Origin of the sequence: Providencia sp. PROV109, assembly GCF_033681625.1 — a bacterium.
In the GTDB taxonomy this organism is placed as follows: Bacteria; Pseudomonadota; Gammaproteobacteria; order Enterobacterales; family Enterobacteriaceae; genus Providencia; species Providencia hangzhouensis.
In genome coordinates, this window is record NZ_CP096320.1 from 2,742,905 (window position 1) to 2,759,590 (window position 16,686).

Sequence of the window (16,686 nt, forward strand, 5' to 3'; positions counted from 1 at the left end):
AAATATATATTTATATAAGTAATAGTGACAATATAATCGATAATTAACCTATTAAATTTGATCTAAATGGTTTTTCTACGCAATATTTAACATAGATAAACCTTGACAGATTGAGTTAATATATTTTTTAACATTATTATTTATCATTATAAATAATAAAAAATAATGCACCTGTTATACGAATATACAGGTGCATAGTGCTAATAAAACCAAATTAAACAAGTAGCTAGTCGTTGACTAGTGCAATTTTAACTTTGGACGAATAATTCTGTTAATACTGCCAACAAGCATCATTAGCCCCGTTTTAATGTAACCGTGTAATGCGATTTGGTGCATACGGTATAAAGAAATATACACAAAACGAGCGATACGCCCTTCTACCATCATATCCCCACGCATTAAATTCCCCATCAAGCTGCCAACTGTACTAAAGCGAGACAGTGAAACTAATGAGCCATGGTCTTTATAAACATATTCTTTTAAAGGTTTATCTTTCATTAAAGCGACAATATTGTCATAACAAAGGCTGGCCATTTGGTGAGCTGATTGAGCCCTTGGTGGCACAAATCCCCCTTCTGGCTTAGCGCAAGAAGCGCAATCGCCAATGGCAAAAATCATATCGTCACGAGACGTTTGTAACGTTGGTTTTACCACCAATTGGTTGATACGATTTGTTTCTAACCTAGCGATATCTTTCATGAAATCAGGTGCTTTAATCCCTGCAGCCCAAACCATGAGATCCGCATGAATTTTACCATCTTCTTTCGTATTCAAACCATCTGCATCAGCACTGGTTACCATAGTTTTCGTCAATACATTCACGCCGAGTTTATTAAGTTCTTGATGTGCGGCACTTGAAATTCTCGGCGGTAAAGCCGGCAGGATACGTTCACCCGCTTCAACTAGTGTGACATTCAATGCATCTGTGTCTAGCCCTTTAAAGCCATAACTGGTCAGTTGCTCTACTGCGTTATAGAGTTCCGCTGATAACTCAACGCCCGTTGCACCGCCACCAACAATGGCAATATTAACGCTCTCTTCTGCGTTATCACGAACTGAGTAACGTAAAAACAGATTTAGCATTTCGTCGTGAAAACGGTGCGCTTGGTGTGGGTTATCTAAGAAAATGCAGTGTTCTTTAACACCTGGTGTACCAAAATCATTCGACGTACTGCCTAATGCCATCACTAAAATATCGTATTCTAGTTCACGCAAAGGGACCAATAATTCACCATGTTTGTCATAAAGTTCACCGAGAACCACTTTTTTATTTTCACGGTCAATATTCGTGAGTGAACCTAATTGGAAATTAAATGCATTATGGCGAGCATGGGCCAAATAGCTTATCGCATCGACGCCATCATCTAACGAACCTGTCGCCACTTCATGTAATAGTGGTTTCCATAAATGGCTTGGGTTGCGGTCAACCAAGGTAATTTGTGCGCGTTTTTTACGGCCTAACTTACGGCCTAAACGTGTTGCCAGTTCTAATCCACCAGCCCCACCGCCGACAACGATGATTTTGGGTTGAGATAAGGTCATAAATCCCTCGAAACAAAATATATTAATGTTATTTAAGGTTTCTCATAAAAAAACCTTATATAACAATAACTAGCCACAACTCACACTAACCCTATTAGAATATCATGACTGGTCTATTGGTAATACCAAATATTGATTCACATCAATTTAGTTGATTATTATGACTACGATCACATTCGTCAAATCATTTTTTTCCCCAAACGAATCGAGTCAGCTTTTTAGCCGTTATATCAATCAATTGTTTAAATTCACAAAATGATAATGATAATGAGAATTATTACTTTATCATTTTTTATTTAGTAAACACAATCAATCCCCCCTTCTCATCGTTACCCCATGCCGGAAATTAAGCACAAAAAAAACTCTGAGGATGATAAACACCCTCAGAGTTTTTAATGGAATATTAAATTTTATTATTTAATTTTCTTGATACGCACATCCGTTGGAACGGAAACTGGTGAGTTATCTTTAAAGTACTGCATTAACGCTTCGTTATCTGGCAGGCTATAAACACGGTCTTTACCTTGGTTGAAGGCAGAGAAACGGCTACCACCCGTTGCTAAGAATTCATTCGCAGCAACACGATAGCTTTTATTCATGTCTAACGGCTTACCGTTTAATTTCATTGATTTTTGAATAACTTTATCACCCACTGGGCGGCTGTCATCCCACTCGTAGTAAAAACCTTTAGAAACTGGCATAACTTGTGGACGAGCACGATCCCACTGCTGCTCAAGCGCTTGTTTAATTTGTGCACCTGTTAGCGATTGCGTAACAACCACGTTAGAGAATGGCTGGACAGTGAAAATATCACCGTAAGTTAATTCCCCTGCTTTCATATCAGCACGAATACCGCCACTGTTCATAAACGCAATTTGCGCACCGCCCGCTTCTTTGCTGGAAGCTGCATATAATTGCCCATCAGCAATAATCTTACCTAGAGTTGAATCTCCTGCAGGCAATAATTTTTTATCCACATTTGCTGTTAAAGAGCCCATCACTTGTTGCGAAATAGGCAAGGCAATTTTTTCGTATTTTTGTACGAACGTGGTTAACTCAGGGTTTTTCTCATAACGGCTCGTTTCAACAGGGATATTCTTTGCATTGATACTAACAATATCTTTCGTATTTCTATCAATCTCAATATTCAATTGAGATAATAAAGTCCCGTTAGACTGGGCTGAAATTACTGTCATCCCATTGATTTCACAATTGTAAGCTTGGTGTGTATGACCGCTGACAACAAAGTCTACATTCGCATCTAATTGTTTAACGATATCAACGATTGGGCCTTTGATATTATCACAACGGTTAATATCTTTAACTTTGGTATCAACTTGTTGTGTTGCACCTTCATGGATCAGAACACCGATACTGTTAATACCTTGTGCTTTTAATAATTTCACTTGGTTATTAATAGTTTCGACTTCATTTTTGAATTCTAACCCTGCGGTTCCACTTGGTGTCACGATAGCTGGCGTACCTTCTAACGTTAAACCAATAAATGCCATTGGAATGCCATCAAACTCTTTAATAAAGTAAGATGGGAACAGAGTTTCTCCTGTTTCTTTCACAATAACGTTGGCCGCTAAGTAGTTAAAATTAGCACCATCAAAGGAATCTTTACCCACACAACCTGCTGTTGGGTGACAGCCGCCGTTTTGTTTTCTCAGCAGCTCTTCTTTACCTTTATCAAACTCATGGTTACCAACTGCACTGGTTTCCATACCAATCGCACTTAAGGCTTCAATGGTAGGTTCATCATAAAACATCGATGACAGTAATGGGCTTGCCCCGACTAAATCACCCGCGCCAACAACGATAGTTTTATCATTTTGCGCTCTTAATTGATTAACCAGCGTGGCAATTGACTCAATACCACCTAATTTACCATCACCTGGGGCTTGTAAAGCCCCATGGAAATCATTAATACCAATGACTTGTACTTTTACGGTATCTGTATTTTTGGGAGCACAACCCGCTAAAAGTGCACCAGAAATGAGCAGTGTGAGTAATCCAATTTTATGTTTCATTTATTTTACCTTTTTTAATCCTTTTCAACTATCGACTACATTTTGAAACGATAAGTCGTTGTCATTGATCCAGATAACGAGTGTGCACGACGTGAGTGACCATCATATAATTTTGGCGTCGTGTAGTCGTTCTCCTGACGGTGGTGCCAACCCAGACCGCCACTTAACGAAACAGAAAGGTTTTCAGTTGGTTTCCAATAGCTGAATAGACCGAATTGACCTTGTTTTAATCTTTCACCTTCATATTTAAATTCTGAATAGTTAGTACGCGCACCAACAGAGAGTTCTTTACTAATACGATACTCTGCTGCCATTGCAACCATGGTTTCACCATCGCGTACGTAGTCGATATCTGCATAGGCTGGTGAGTTAAAACGGCCACGAGTGTTACCAATTGGGTTACGCGCAAACTGGCCTACGCCATTCGCTTTTTTCGCTTGGGTATGAGTTAAACCTGTGCTTAACGTCCAAGGTGACTCAGGAATACGCCATTCTGCCGTTCCTGCGTAGTGCCATGCACGTTTGTCAAAATTACGCTTCCCTTTTTGTTTATCGGTTTCAGTACGTTTACCATCACTACCGTATTCATGGTTATAGATTTGTGTACCGAGTGTCACATCTGAAGTCAGTTTATATTTTGCTTCTAAACCTTGCTGACGGAATAAATCATCTGCTTGACCATAGAAATAGTATACTTTCAATGGTTTAGTATTGTAGTTAATACCACCTGTAATGACATGATTAACATTGTGTCGAACACCATTAGCATCAGTGAAATACATCGCATCAATATTTGGGCTATCGCGACGCATGACTTTCTTATCGAGATATAATAAATCCAAACTCCAATCACTGATCGCAGTATTAGTGTAGTAACCGCTATAACTGTTCAATGATAAACGCTGTGAATTCGTGAAAATACCCGTATTTTTCTGCGTAAACCAACCTGCTTTCGCATTAAATTTTACTGGCTCAAGGTCCAATTTTACTTTTGCATAACGTTGACCAATTTTGTTGTACCCTTTCGCATGACCATCATCATTATATAAAATTGCACGGGAGGCGAAGTCTTTACTTGCCCCCAGTTTGATACCGCCGTAATAAGAGGCATCAAAGCCAATTACATCAGCAAAATAACCTGATTTGAAATCTGCTTGAAAGTTTTGTCCCCAAGCATTCGCAACTTGTTTTCGATAACGGTTTTCGTTTTTATCAAAACGGTTTTCTGTTTTTAAGTATTTCCACATGTTGCGGGTTGACAGCTCTAGCTCCGAATCCGCAATGAATGAGTTTTCCTTGATAGAATCTTCCCAGTTGCTGGCATTTGCCATTGCTACCGCTAAATAGCAAGGAGAAAGCATTAATAACGCAATATTTTTAACTTTCATTGGAATTAACCTAGTTAATGATTATTTGAATTAATTTTATGCTGTGCCATGTTTCCATGAACAACAAAACACCATTTTTATTTTTAGCTTAATAAAACAATTTAACCTAAAGACAAACAGATACATCCATTTCAAACACATAAGTCATTTTAAATATAAAATTCAATACAGTATTTTCCTGTATTTGTGTTTACTTATTACTATGAATAGAAATATTCCTTATAAGAATTCAAAAATACATTATTGATTCGATAGCGCCACTTACTCATATTTGGTGTTTATCTAGCTTAAACCTCACACTACGGCACTGTATTTATCAACACTGTATTATTTATTAAGAAAAAAATTTCACTTTATTTCCTATATAATTTTTTAGAGCAAAAAATATCCCTGAGAAATAATCATCTCAAATAAATTTGAATATTTAACTTAAAATGCAACCATTAAATTGCTATCTTTTTAATTGATTACTTATCACTCTAAATTGTCATAAATCTTTCATAATACGAATGCTATCGTAATTTTATGTCAATTAAAACGATCGCTGTCACAACACGCCACATAAGTTGCAATAAGCTACTTTTTAATAGTGATGCATGTCACATTTTATTTTAAGGTAAATTTAATATGTAACTCATTATTTTGAATAGAATTTCATCGGCAATTCATTTATTTGTTAACTCATCCACTTAAATAGGTATTTGTAATAGCTTTATACATATAGGCTATATGTGTAAAACTTCACCCAATAGAAACCTTCACATGAATGCGTAGTATTTGTTGATGTATATTTACTCATGATCATTCTATATCCCCCTCATAAGAGAAAGTATTATTCTCTGTAGGCAAATTTAAATTAAGTAACACTTGAGCAAATGATAGGCACAAATAGTTATTAAGCACTGATTGAATCATTCTATTTTTCATTTATTTAAAATCATCTTAACTTTTTAAGATGATTGCTTTCATTATTAAAATTAACATAGCTATACCCAGCACTCTAACCATATAAAAAACCAGACATAATGCAAATATATGGTTATTTATTTCAATTAAACTCAAAATGTAATTACCAACAAATAAAACAATCAAAATTTCTATTTTATTTTTTCAAAAATGAAACATAATACTAAAGAGATTAATAAAAACCTTCTATTTTATTTTTTCAAAAATGAAACATAATACTAATGAGATTAATAAAAACCTTCTAATTATTTTTAATAGTGAAATAAGTATTAGTTCATTTCTAGCAAATATAGCCGAAAAGAACATTGGGATTAACTCTAAAAAAACAAGAACGTTACGGGTAACTTTTACCACAAGCCATAATTTTATTATTTTATTCATGCAAAGCAATTTGTCTTTTTTGCGTACTTATGCAAAAAGGCCAGTAATAAATTACTGGCCTTTCAGATGTACTAGAAATTATTAGCGATGTTCTTGCCAGCGCTCATGCAAATCAACGAGTTGACGATGGCTATTTTTCCAACGCTCAACTGCTTGCAACTCTGTTAAACTATATTGTCGGCCGCTATGATATAGCTTAGAAGCTTGGCTATCATATTGTTTCGGTAAGTTATCTAAGACGCTGACTGCACCTTCACGATTATTACAGACTAAAATCATGTCGCATCCCGCATTCAACGATGCTTGGGCTCTCTCAGGATAACTTCCCATCACCGCAGCGCCTTCCATCGATAAATCATCAGAGAAAATGACACCATGAAAACCAAGTTGCTCTCGCAATACTGATTTTAACCAAAATGGTGAACCGCTCGCAGGGCGATCATCAGCTTGGGTATAAATAACATGAGCAGGCATAACTGCATCGAGTAGCTCTCGTTGTATAAAGTCTTTAAAAATCAACATATCTTTACCACGAATTTTCTCCAAGGAGCGGTCATCCCGTGGTGTTTCTTTATGTGAATCAGCTTTCACTGCACCATGACCAGGAAAGTGTTTCCCTGTCGTTTTCATACCCGCACTGCGCATACCTTTAATAAAACGTTCTGCCATGACCATCGCAATTTCTGGGTCTTCGTGGAATGAGCGTTCGCCTATCGCAATACTTTGATGGCCAAGATCCAAAACAGGTGCAAAACTAATATCAATATCCATGGCTATCATCTCTGATGCCATTAACCAACCCGCCTCTTCAGCGAGTTTAGCACCATCGATTTCACTATTGAGTGCTGCAAATGCCTGAGCAGAAGGCAATGCGGTGAAACCATCACGGAAACGTTGTACTCGACCACCTTCTTGGTCAACAGCTATCAACAACCGGTGTCTTGATGCATCACGAATTTGGCGGACAAGCTCTCGTAATTGGGCTGCGTCATGAAAGTTACGGGTAAACAGTATTAACCCCCCCACGGATGGGTGAGCTAATATTTCGCGCTCTTCGTTGTCCAATTCATAACCCTGAACATCTAGCATTATAGGGCCCATAACATGCCTCACTTATTAAACTAATTGTCTTAATCCGATACTGTTTTCTGATAGCCTTTGGCTATCAACCTATTAAACCAAAATATTGCCGTAATAATTGTGAGTGTACCAAAAAGTCAATTGACTGGCTTTTATTCCACTGCACTTCATACCACATTAATGTCATATATTTTACCCAAGGTGCCCATGATTGACAGCTTTTCGCCAATTGCTGTTTGTCTCGATAAGCACCGTGAACATCACAATATTGCGTCAAGAAAAAATCTCGCTGAATGTCTGTCAGACCATTAAATTGGAAATAGGTTTCTAAAGAGAATGCGATATCTGTATTTGCCGCATACTCCCAATCCAATAGCATTAGCTGCCCTGTTGATGTGCATATAATATTCTTTGCATGAATATCCATATGGGCAGGCGCGAGTTTCAGCATTTTTGGGAAAGAGGCAGAGGTAAAATGGCGATGGAGTTTTTTCCAGCGAGGTGATAACCGTTTTTTATCAATTAAATAGCCGTAATGAGATATTTCATTGCGGAGTTGTAAATGATACCCCAGCAGTGGAGCACAATGTAATTGTGTGACTATATTTGCAAGCTCACACTGGTAACTGGGCAACAAAAAAGTATTATTATCAGGGTGTTGCCCTTCACACCACCCTAATAATAACCATTGTGAATTCCGACCAATCACTTGAGGTGTAAATGAATAAGCGCGTAATTGCTGCAATATCCGCGCTTCTTTCTTTCGGTTAACATACAAAGCAGTTTGCGCATTTCCATCAGCACGCGCTATTAGCTTCACTTCGCGAGCAGGTAGAAAACATTGCAGCAAATAACTTCCACCTGACAGCCCTGTTAGTGAGGATATTTTCCAATCGCGTACAGAGATTGTAGGAAAATGTGTCACTAACAGTCGAAAAAGTGACTGCTGGTTACTCAATATTGTGCTTTCCAGTCCAAACAATTTCACCCGTTTGCACATCCATCAATTGCATTTCAAGGCTTCTTTCTTTATTTGAACCTGACATCACGCTGTAAATCACATACTCCGCTTGGACATAGCGGCCTAGCCCTATCGCTTTGCTACGGGTGACTAAGCTGTCTTCTTGCGATAAACCGAGTGTTTTACGTGCGGAACTCACCACACTGGCGGGAACCACTTTAAAGCGATTGGTGTTCTCAACCGCTGTTGTCATAACTGATGTTACAGTTTGCACCGGTATTGAACCATTCGTGTTATTTTTCACTGAATCAACTAACAGTACTTTGCCGTTTTCGACCCCATCCGCACTGACCATTTGGTTAACTAAAGGTGTAATGGAAGCGGACCAATCTGTTGTTTGTTGTTTTGGTGGGGTTGGAACAACATCGACGGGTGGCGGAGTTACTTCGGGTTGTTTCTCCGGCTCTACTGGCACAATAGGGGGTTGTGTACCTGGTTGTTGAGGTGGATATGAAGGGCACCCAGCCAAAATTAATGTCGCGGCAGCAACCATTAAGATGCGTTTCATTATTATTCTCCGGCCTTTGGCGATAAAAATACATGAACACGTACATTTGTTGCACGTGGAGAAGCAGTCACGGCACGAACTTCCACATCGGAATTTGCTGCGATTTGCTGATACAAGGTATTTGTTGTTTCTACATTTAACCCTTGCTTATCATACCAGTATAAACGATAAGCAATATTCACCACTTTAGACTGTGAATTACTCATGTTAATAGTAGCGATAGTTTGATGATTTTCACTACCTATCACTGGGTTTTCGACAATGACCCCTTGTGCAAGTACTGCGGGCTCCATAATGATGCGCTGTTGCTCATTAAAAACCAGCCCTTGTGTTTTCTTAAATATGCAACCACTTAGCAACACAGTTACCAAAGCAAGTAATGCAATACGGTTCATTGCCGATCCCTTATTATTTCGCCAATAGCGGCCCTAATGGGCGACCACCCACTAGATGCATGTGGATATGAAACACTTCTTGCCCTGAATGTTCATTACAGTTCATGATTAAACGGTAGCCATTCTCTGCAATACCTTCTTCTTTGGCTATTTTCGCTGCAACAGTAAACAAACGGCCTAAAGCAAGTTCGTCATCCACAGTAACATCATTAACAGTCGGAATTAATTTATTAGGAATAATAAGAATATGAGAAGGTGCTTGTGGCGAAATGTCACGAAATGCAGTGACAAGTTCATCTTGGTAAACCACGTCTGCTGGGATCTCGCGACGGATAATTTTACTGAAAATCGTTTCTTCTGCCATTTCAATTTCCTTAGTCATTTAATCGTTCTAGTGAACTAATTTATACGTTATTTGTGCCAACATTTAAATGAAACAAACGATTGAAGTTTTGTGTCGTAATTTCAGCGAGTTGCTCAACACTAACCCCCTTTAGCACCGCCATATACTCAATAACATCCCGGACGTACGCGGGTTGGTTTTCCCTGCCACGATGAGGAACAGGAGCCAAATATGGCGAGTCAGTTTCGACTAAAATTCGGTCTAAAGGAACAACACGGGCGGCTTCTCTAATTTGCTCTGCGTTACGAAATGTGACGATCCCTGAAAATGAGATATACATACCTAAATCGAGTAGTTCAACAGCCGTATCTTTATCTTCAGTAAAGCAGTGTAATACCCCGCCACAGTCCATCACGTTCTCTTCGCGTAGAATAGATAAGGTGTCTTCTCGTGCCGCACGAGTATGCACAATAACGGGTTTATTGACTTCACGACCTATGCGAATGTGCTGACGAAAAGACTCTTGCTGCAACGCGGCATTTTCTTGCTGATAATAGTAATCCAGCCCAGTTTCTCCTAGCGCAACAACCTCATTTCCTGCTGCTAATTGTGCTAGTCGTGCGAAATCATATCCTTCGTCTAAATTGAGAGGATGAATACCACATGAAAAAGCAATATTGTCACGCATACCAATCATTTTTTTCATGCTTTCAAAACCGTGCAACGTTGTAGCAACAGCTAACATGAAGCGGACATCACGGGCCGAAGCCTTTGCGATAACATCGTCGACATTCGTATGTAATTTTTCATAATCTAAACAGTCGAGATGACAGTGTGAATCAACAACAAACATATTTAACTCTTTTTAAAATGTAGGGAGAGACAACGAAGCTTCCCATTGTAATAATTGATTTGTCAGAATCAGTTCCTGATTCAGTGCAGGAACTGTCAGTAATTGATGGCGGCAATATAACCACTTATCATACATATTTATTAACTGTGTTCGATTCATAGCACCAGCTAATTGCAGAACTTGAGATTGCTGATCTTGGTTGATGCAAAAAACCCCAGCCCCTTGTTGAATTTTAATAGCATCCGCCAATAAGCTAAGTAGCCAATTTAAGGCATCAGGCGCTTCATCAATATTCAAACTAGGCAGCAAACTCAACATATCCCCCGTTTGCAATGCATGACCTAAACTATGGCATAGTGCATTACGTTTTTGCCAGCGTTGTTCATCCAATAAGGCTAGCGCAGAAAGTGGCGCACCTTGGCATATTTTTAATGCCGTTATCGCATTTTCAACAGCAATATCCGGCTTTTGCTTTTGCAGCCAGTAGAGTGCTATTTGTGGATCGGGAGCAGGTAAGAAATGACTCAGGCAACGGCTGCGAATGGTCGCAAGCAAATTCTCTTGTTTATCACTTCCAAGTAAAAAGTAAGTGTCCTTTGCCGGCTCTTCCAATGTTTTCAATAACGCATTGGCTGCTGCATCTGTCAATGCTTCAACCTGTGGAATATACACCACTTTGTTGCCGCCTTGTTGAGCATGGCGACTCAAGGTTTCAATCAATTTTCTAACCGCATCAACACTAACAGTAGACTTCCCTTTTTCTACTTCAATAATATGATAGTCAGGATGATTACCAGCGAGCATCAAACGACAGCTATGGCATTGCCCACAGCTTTTTAGCCCGTCTCTTTCTTGGCAAATAAGCCAACGACTAATTCCATAGCATAGTGCTTGTGCCCCATTTCCCGGTATTGAGTGAAGCAGTAACGCGTGGTGGCCTCGACCGCTTTGGTACGCAGTAATGATTTGTCGGTAAGGTTCATTTAACCAAGGATACCAATTCATGGGATTAATACCTTATGTGGTTTATCAAGCACGCGCTAACCACTGTGTCAGCGTTTGGCGAATATCTTGCTGTACTTGCTCAATATTTTGGCTTGCATCAATAGTGAGTATCGTTTCATCACCCGCGGCCAGCTCAAGATAACGGCTGCGTGTTCTTTCGAAAAAGGCTAACGATTCTTTTTCAATTCTATCTAACTCACCCCGTGACCTTGCACGTTGTAAACCTAATTCAGGAGGTAAATCAAGGTATAAGGTTAATGAAGGTTTGAAATCGCCCAACACTAAGTCACGTAATGATTGCATCAAATGACGATCAATTTCACGTCCACCCCCCTGATACGCTTGGGAAGATAAATCATGACGGTCACCGACCACCCATTTGCCAGCCGCTAATGCAGGTTGGATCACTGTATCAACCAGTTGTACACGGGCTGCATATAACATCAGCAATTCAGCCTTATCCGTGACTTTATCACCTGCAATACCTTGCTTTATCAGCTCACGGAGTTTCTCTGCCAATGGCGTTCCACCAGGCTCTCGAGTAAAAACAATATCTGTGACCCCTGCTTGGTTCAACGTTTCCACAACCGTATTGATTGCAGTTGTTTTACCAGCTCCTTCGAGCCCTTCAATAACAATAAATTGGTTTTTCATTTTTATCAGTTTTGCTGTTCAAATTGGCGGTAAACTTTAACGGCACGATTGTGGTCGTTTAGATTACGACTAAAAGTATGCCCACCTTTACCATCTGCGACAAAAAATATGTAATCCGTTTTAGCCGGATGTGCGGCAGCCTTTAACGATGCAAGGCTCGGCATTGCAATCGGTGTTGGTGGCAAACCATCAATCTTATAAGTATTGTATGGTGTGTAATTATCTAAATCACTACGATAAATTTTACCACGATACTTTTCACCTAACCCATAGATGACGGTTGGGTCGGTTTGTAGACGCATATTTTTCTTTAAGCGGTTAACAAATACGGATGCAACCTGGGCTCTTTCACTATCAATACCAGTTTCTTTTTCAATAATCGAAGCCATAATAAGCATTTCATAGGCATTCTTATAGGGTAAATCCCTATCACGCCCTTTCCACTCTTCATCAAGGCTGTTTTGCATACGTTTATAAGCACGTTTTAAAATTTCAGCGTCTGTTGTCCCCGCTGTGTATAAATAGGTATCAGGATATAGCCACCCTTCTAAAGTCCCTTCTCCGTTAAACCCAATCAAGGCATGCAGTTCTGTCGGGGTTAAGTTGGTAGTTTTATGCTCTAAGTAAGGAGCATCACGTAAAATATTACCCCAATCACTTAAACGGTTACCTTCAATAAAACGGATCGAAAATTGTGCTTCTTTACCACTTACAATTAATTGTAGTAGTTGTTCCACATTCAGACCCGGTTGCAGGCGGTAAGTTCCTGCTTTTAGCTGAGCCAGTTCAGGCCGTAGTTTGAGTAACCATTGAAATTCATTCCCTTTTTCAAGAATGTTATCTTCTATAAGTAACCCTTCAAATGCGACACGCCCAGTTCCTGCTGGTACCGTAAAAATTTTTTCTTGTGTGATGTTAATTGGCGTTTTGGCATAGTCCAATACTTGACGATATTGCCAATAGACCGCGGCTGCGACAATAGCAGCCAGGGTAACGGCGATTAGAATGATTTTTTTGGCTAATTTCATTTATTGACCATTTCAATGCGTGTATTGGTAATAATTAATTCATTTATAAAAACTAAATTTTGCAACGCAAAAATAGATACTCAAACAGCTCACGAGACGCAAATTGTAATGGTGGAAGTTGTTTATCCATTTGAATACTTTGTACCGGTAAAACTGGCATCAGCGCATTACAAATAACCACTTCATCACAATGAGTTAAGACGTTAGCAAAGCGTTCCACCTGTTGAAGATGGTACTGGCTATCTTGTAACAGTGATATTATCTTTTGTCTCATTAATCCATTCACACCACTATGAGATAAAACTGGGGTATACACTGTTTGACCAATTCGCCAGAAAACATTAGCACTACAGCATTCAACAATAATACCGTCGGTGTCTAGCACAATAGCTTCATCTGCATTAAGTTCATCAACCTCTTGCTTAATAAGGACTTGTTCTAAGCGGTTGAGGTGTTTCATCCCTGCTAGCAATGGGTTACGAGCCAATGGAGTTTGGCTGAGAACGAGGTTAGCCCCTTTGCACTGTAATTGGACATAATTATTCGGGAAGGGAGAAACGCTGACTATCACCGACGGCGAGGTAAAACCTTTAGAGCTATATCCTCTACCACCAGCACCGCGACTAATAATCACTTTGACCACAAATTCGTCTTGAGTCTGTTCTGCACAAACCTGCTTTAGATGCTCTGCCAACCTTTCCCAATCTGGCTGAGCAATTTTCAATCTTTGGCTATCGTGCTTTAACCGAACAATATGCTCATTTAACATTTTAGCTTGCTGATTAACGCCATGTATGGTCGTAAAGCAGCCGTCCCCAAAAGAGACTGCGCGATCAGTAACACTTATTTGCTGGCAAAGCTGCCCATTAACCCAATATGACATTGATAATACTTATAATAAAAGCTGATAAATCAGACAGTAATCAAGTGGGATTATCATAAACTAAAGCGAAGAACTGTGCAAAGAACTGGGCAAAATAAAGCCCCAGCCACAATACGTGACTAGGGCTAATGACTAACGGTAATAGATTAATTATTCGCCGTGATAACGACGGAAAATTAATGAACCGTTGGTGCCACCAAAACCAAACGAGTTACACAGAGCATACTCCATGTTATCCACTTTACGTGCTTCACCTGGAACAAAATCCAGTTTGCACGCTTCATCTGGGTTATCCAGATTAATGGTTGGTGGAACAATTTGATCGCACAATGCCAAAATAGTGAAGATTGACTCAATAGCACCTGCAGCACCAAGTAAGTGCCCAGTCATTGATTTAGTTGAGCTGACTAATACATCTGTGCCCTCACCAAATACATTAACGACTGCTTGCGCTTCTGCTAAATCGCCTGCAGGAGTTGAAGTACCGTGAGCATTGATATACCCCACGTCACTCGCTTTGATTCCTGCGTCATTTAGTGCATTTTCCATTGCAAGTGCTGCACCCGCACCATTTTCAGGTGGTGATGTCATATGGTAAGCATCACTGCTCATCCCAAAACCTGCAATTTCAGCATAAATTTTTGCACCGCGTGCTTTCGCATGTTCATATTCTTCAAGAATAATGATACCTGCGCCATCTCCCAGAACAAAACCATCACGGTCTTTATCCCATGGGCGACTTGCCGCTTGCGGGTCATCGTTGCGAGTCGATAATGCACGCGCTGCACCGAAACCAGCCACACCAAGTGGTGTCGTTGCTTTTTCAGCGCCGCCTGCAACCATTACATCCGCGTCACCGTAAGCAATCATACGAGCTGCATGACCAATATTATGCACACCTGATGTACAGGCAGTTGCAATTGAAATACTTGGACCACGGAAACCGTACATAATGCTTAAATGACCAGCCACCATATTAATGATGGTCGATGGTACGAAGAATGGACTTACCTTACGAGGCCCACCGTGCAGTAATGACTCACAGTTGTCCTGAATTAAGCCTAACCCACCAATACCAGAACCAATCGCTGCACCAATTCGAGTAGCATTGGCTTCTGTTACTTCCAATCCAGCATCTTTAAAGGCTTGAAAGCCAGCAGCGATACCATATTGGATGAATGGATCCATTTTCTTTGCATCTTTACGAGAGATGCCAAATTCTTCGTAATTGAAATCTTTTACTAAGCCAGCAAATTTAGTTGCGTGGTTAGTAGTATCAAAATGATCGATTAGGCTGATACCACTCTGTCCGTCACAAACAGCTTTCCATGATGACTCAACTGTGTTGCCGACAGGAGATAACATGCCCAGTCCGGTTACGACTACACGACGCTTAGACACGTATTTCCTCCAAGGAGGGAAAAGTTACAAAAGGAACATAGGCGATCGAGTGATCGCCTAGATAAGTTTTCGTACAATTATTTAGATGCGTTCTCGACGTAGTCAATCGCAGCCTGTACTGTTGTGATCTTTTCAGCTTCTTCGTCAGGGATTTCGCAATCGAACTCTTCTTCCAGAGCCATAACTAGCTCAACTGTGTCAAGAGAATCAGCGCCCAAGTCATCAACAAATGAAGCTGTATTTACAACTTCTTCCTCTTTAACACCCAGTTGTTCAACGATGATTTTCTTAACGCGTTCTTCGATAGTGCTCATACTATTAAAATTCCTATCAAAACTCGCTTTCGCGATGGTTTTCGTAGTTTATGAAATACAGGAAAAGATACAACCCAATCCCGGCTGTTGGAACTATTATTTTGCATTATTTAGCGTTAGATAACATTAAAAATGCAAATAGTTCCATCATTTCTTTAGATCATGTACATGCCACCATTGACATGCAATGTTTCACCTGTGATGTAAGCAGCTTCATCAGAAGCTAAAAACGCTACAGCACTGGCAATTTCTTGTGCATCACCCAGTCTATCCGCAGGAACCTGAGATAAAATGCCTGCACGCTGTTCATCTGTCAATGCTTTAGTCATATCAGTTTCGATAAAACCAGGTGCAACGACGTTGACAGTAATACCACGAGAAGCGACTTCACGAGCCAATGATTTGCTAAAACCAATTAACCCTGCTTTCGCTGCTGCATAGTTAGTTTGCCCCGCATTTCCCATCACACCAACAACGGATGCAATTGAAATAATACGTCCACAACGTTTTTTCATCATGGCACGCAAAACGGATTTAGACAAACGGTAAACGGATGAAAGATTGGTGTCAATAATATCTTGCCATTCATCTTCTTTCATACGCATCAATAGGTTATCACGAGTGATACCTGCATTATTAATCAAAATATCAATTTCACCAAATTCTTCGCGGATTTTGGTCAAAGTTTCTTCGATTGATGCTGCATCAGTCACGTTTAATGCTAAACCTTTACCTTTGCCATCAAGATAAGCGGTAATGGCTTCTGCGCCTTTTTCGCTGGTTGCTGTCCCGATAACAGTAGCACCACGAGCAATTAATGTTAAAGCAATCGCTTTACCAATTCCACGACTCGCGCCTGTTACCAGTGCAATTTTTCCTTCAAAGCTCATG

The 16,686-nt window shown here is 39.9% G+C and carries 16 protein-coding genes; all 16 read right to left on the reverse strand.

What is annotated here, in order from left to right; genetic code table 11:
• Positions 1-237: 237 nt before the first annotated feature.
• The 16 genes from M1F25_RS12735 to fabG all read right to left on the reverse strand — a co-directional run bounded on the left by M1F25_RS12735 (position 238) and on the right by fabG (position 16,685).
• Entirely contained in the window at positions 238-1,542 is a 1,305-nt protein-coding gene (locus tag M1F25_RS12735) for an NAD(P)/FAD-dependent oxidoreductase (RefSeq protein ID WP_181488068.1), read from the reverse strand.
• A gap of 413 nt (positions 1,543-1,955) precedes the next feature.
• Positions 1,956-3,575 carry a bifunctional metallophosphatase/5'-nucleotidase gene (locus M1F25_RS12740; protein WP_094960435.1) on the reverse strand — a complete coding sequence of 540 codons (1,620 nt, stop codon included), beginning with the start codon at positions 3,573-3,575 and terminating at the stop codon, positions 1,956-1,958.
• 35 nt (positions 3,576-3,610) lie between these two features.
• The gene (locus M1F25_RS12745) at positions 3,611-4,963 is read right to left on the reverse strand and encodes an OprD family outer membrane porin (RefSeq protein ID WP_181488070.1); all 1,353 of its coding nucleotides are present in this window, start codon (positions 4,961-4,963) and stop codon (positions 3,611-3,613) included.
• A gap of 1,428 nt (positions 4,964-6,391) precedes the next feature.
• Positions 6,392-7,411: a beta-N-acetylhexosaminidase gene (gene nagZ / locus M1F25_RS12750; RefSeq protein ID WP_094960434.1), complete on the reverse strand. Its 1,020-nt coding sequence runs from the start codon at positions 7,409-7,411 to the stop codon at positions 6,392-6,394.
• Between the two features lie 64 nt (positions 7,412-7,475).
• Positions 7,476-8,348, reverse strand: a complete 873-nt coding sequence (locus M1F25_RS12755; RefSeq protein ID WP_181488072.1) for a phosphotransferase — start codon at positions 8,346-8,348, stop codon at positions 7,476-7,478.
• The gene (gene lpoB / locus M1F25_RS12760; protein WP_181488074.1) at positions 8,341-8,919 is read right to left on the reverse strand and encodes a penicillin-binding protein activator LpoB; all 579 of its coding nucleotides are present in this window, start codon (positions 8,917-8,919) and stop codon (positions 8,341-8,343) included. Before lpoB ends, M1F25_RS12755 begins: the two co-directional genes overlap by 8 nt.
• Positions 8,920-8,921: 2 nt before the next feature.
• The gene (locus tag M1F25_RS12765; RefSeq protein WP_181488076.1) at positions 8,922-9,314 is read right to left on the reverse strand and encodes a YcfL family protein; all 393 of its coding nucleotides are present in this window, start codon (positions 9,312-9,314) and stop codon (positions 8,922-8,924) included.
• A 13-nt stretch (positions 9,315-9,327) separates the two neighbouring features.
• Positions 9,328-9,678 carry a purine nucleoside phosphoramidase gene (gene hinT / locus M1F25_RS12770; protein WP_036957623.1) on the reverse strand — a complete coding sequence of 117 codons (351 nt, stop codon included), beginning with the start codon at positions 9,676-9,678 and terminating at the stop codon, positions 9,328-9,330.
• A gap of 40 nt (positions 9,679-9,718) precedes the next feature.
• Positions 9,719-10,510 carry a metal-dependent hydrolase gene (locus tag M1F25_RS12775; RefSeq protein ID WP_004253269.1) on the reverse strand — a complete coding sequence of 264 codons (792 nt, stop codon included), beginning with the start codon at positions 10,508-10,510 and terminating at the stop codon, positions 9,719-9,721.
• A 12-nt stretch (positions 10,511-10,522) separates the two neighbouring features.
• Positions 10,523-11,515, reverse strand: a complete 993-nt coding sequence (gene holB, locus M1F25_RS12780) for a DNA polymerase III subunit delta' (protein ID WP_172767062.1) — start codon at positions 11,513-11,515, stop codon at positions 10,523-10,525.
• Between the two features lie 24 nt (positions 11,516-11,539).
• Positions 11,540-12,169, reverse strand: a complete 630-nt coding sequence (gene tmk / locus M1F25_RS12785) for a dTMP kinase (protein WP_164565242.1) — start codon at positions 12,167-12,169, stop codon at positions 11,540-11,542.
• Between the two features lie 5 nt (positions 12,170-12,174).
• Positions 12,175-13,197 carry an endolytic transglycosylase MltG gene (gene mltG, locus M1F25_RS12790; protein ID WP_181488078.1) on the reverse strand — a complete coding sequence of 341 codons (1,023 nt, stop codon included), beginning with the start codon at positions 13,195-13,197 and terminating at the stop codon, positions 12,175-12,177.
• A 52-nt stretch (positions 13,198-13,249) separates the two neighbouring features.
• On the reverse strand, positions 13,250-14,080 hold the full coding sequence (gene pabC / locus M1F25_RS12795; RefSeq protein ID WP_181488080.1) for an aminodeoxychorismate lyase: 831 nt from the start codon (positions 14,078-14,080) through the stop codon (positions 13,250-13,252).
• A 150-nt stretch (positions 14,081-14,230) separates the two neighbouring features.
• Positions 14,231-15,481 (reverse strand): beta-ketoacyl-ACP synthase II, encoded by a 1,251-nt coding sequence (fabF, locus tag M1F25_RS12800; protein WP_071585850.1) that lies wholly within the window; start codon positions 15,479-15,481, stop codon positions 14,231-14,233.
• Positions 15,482-15,558: 77 nt separating this feature from the next.
• Positions 15,559-15,795, reverse strand: a complete 237-nt coding sequence (gene acpP / locus M1F25_RS12805) for an acyl carrier protein (protein ID WP_004253236.1) — start codon at positions 15,793-15,795, stop codon at positions 15,559-15,561.
• 155 nt (positions 15,796-15,950) lie between these two features.
• The gene (gene fabG / locus M1F25_RS12810; protein ID WP_004253233.1) at positions 15,951-16,685 is read right to left on the reverse strand and encodes a 3-oxoacyl-ACP reductase FabG; all 735 of its coding nucleotides are present in this window, start codon (positions 16,683-16,685) and stop codon (positions 15,951-15,953) included.
• Position 16,686 lies beyond the last annotated feature (1 nt).

Bases quoted from the DNA above. Each gene is read 5' to 3' on its own strand.
- M1F25_RS12735 (WP_181488068.1), bottom strand. From the start codon at position 1,542: ATGACCTTATCTCAACCCAAAATCATCGTTGTCGGCGGTGGGGCTGGT.
- M1F25_RS12740 (WP_094960435.1), bottom strand. From the start codon at position 3,575: ATGAAACATAAAATTGGATTACTCACACTGCTCATTTCTGGTGCACTT.
- M1F25_RS12745 (WP_181488070.1), bottom strand. From the start codon at position 4,963: ATGAAAGTTAAAAATATTGCGTTATTAATGCTTTCTCCTTGCTATTTA.
- nagZ (WP_094960434.1), bottom strand. From the start codon at position 7,411: ATGGGCCCTATAATGCTAGATGTTCAGGGTTATGAATTGGACAACGAA.
- lpoB (WP_181488074.1), bottom strand. From the start codon at position 8,919: ATGAAACGCATCTTAATGGTTGCTGCCGCGACATTAATTTTGGCTGGG.
- M1F25_RS12765 (WP_181488076.1), bottom strand. From the start codon at position 9,314: ATGAACCGTATTGCATTACTTGCTTTGGTAACTGTGTTGCTAAGTGGT.
- hinT (WP_036957623.1), bottom strand. From the start codon at position 9,678: ATGGCAGAAGAAACGATTTTCAGTAAAATTATCCGTCGCGAGATCCCA.
- M1F25_RS12775 (WP_004253269.1), bottom strand. From the start codon at position 10,510: ATGTTTGTTGTTGATTCACACTGTCATCTCGACTGTTTAGATTATGAA.
- holB (WP_172767062.1), bottom strand. From the start codon at position 11,515: ATGAATTGGTATCCTTGGTTAAATGAACCTTACCGACAAATCATTACT.
- tmk (WP_164565242.1), bottom strand. From the start codon at position 12,169: ATGAAAAACCAATTTATTGTTATTGAAGGGCTCGAAGGAGCTGGTAAA.
- mltG (WP_181488078.1), bottom strand. From the start codon at position 13,197: ATGAAATTAGCCAAAAAAATCATTCTAATCGCCGTTACCCTGGCTGCT.
- pabC (WP_181488080.1), bottom strand. From the start codon at position 14,080: ATGTCATATTGGGTTAATGGGCAGCTTTGCCAGCAAATAAGTGTTACT.
- acpP (WP_004253236.1), bottom strand. From the start codon at position 15,795: ATGAGCACTATCGAAGAACGCGTTAAGAAAATCATCGTTGAACAACTG.
- fabG (WP_004253233.1), bottom strand. From the start codon at position 16,685: ATGAGCTTTGAAGGAAAAATTGCACTGGTAACAGGCGCGAGTCGTGGA.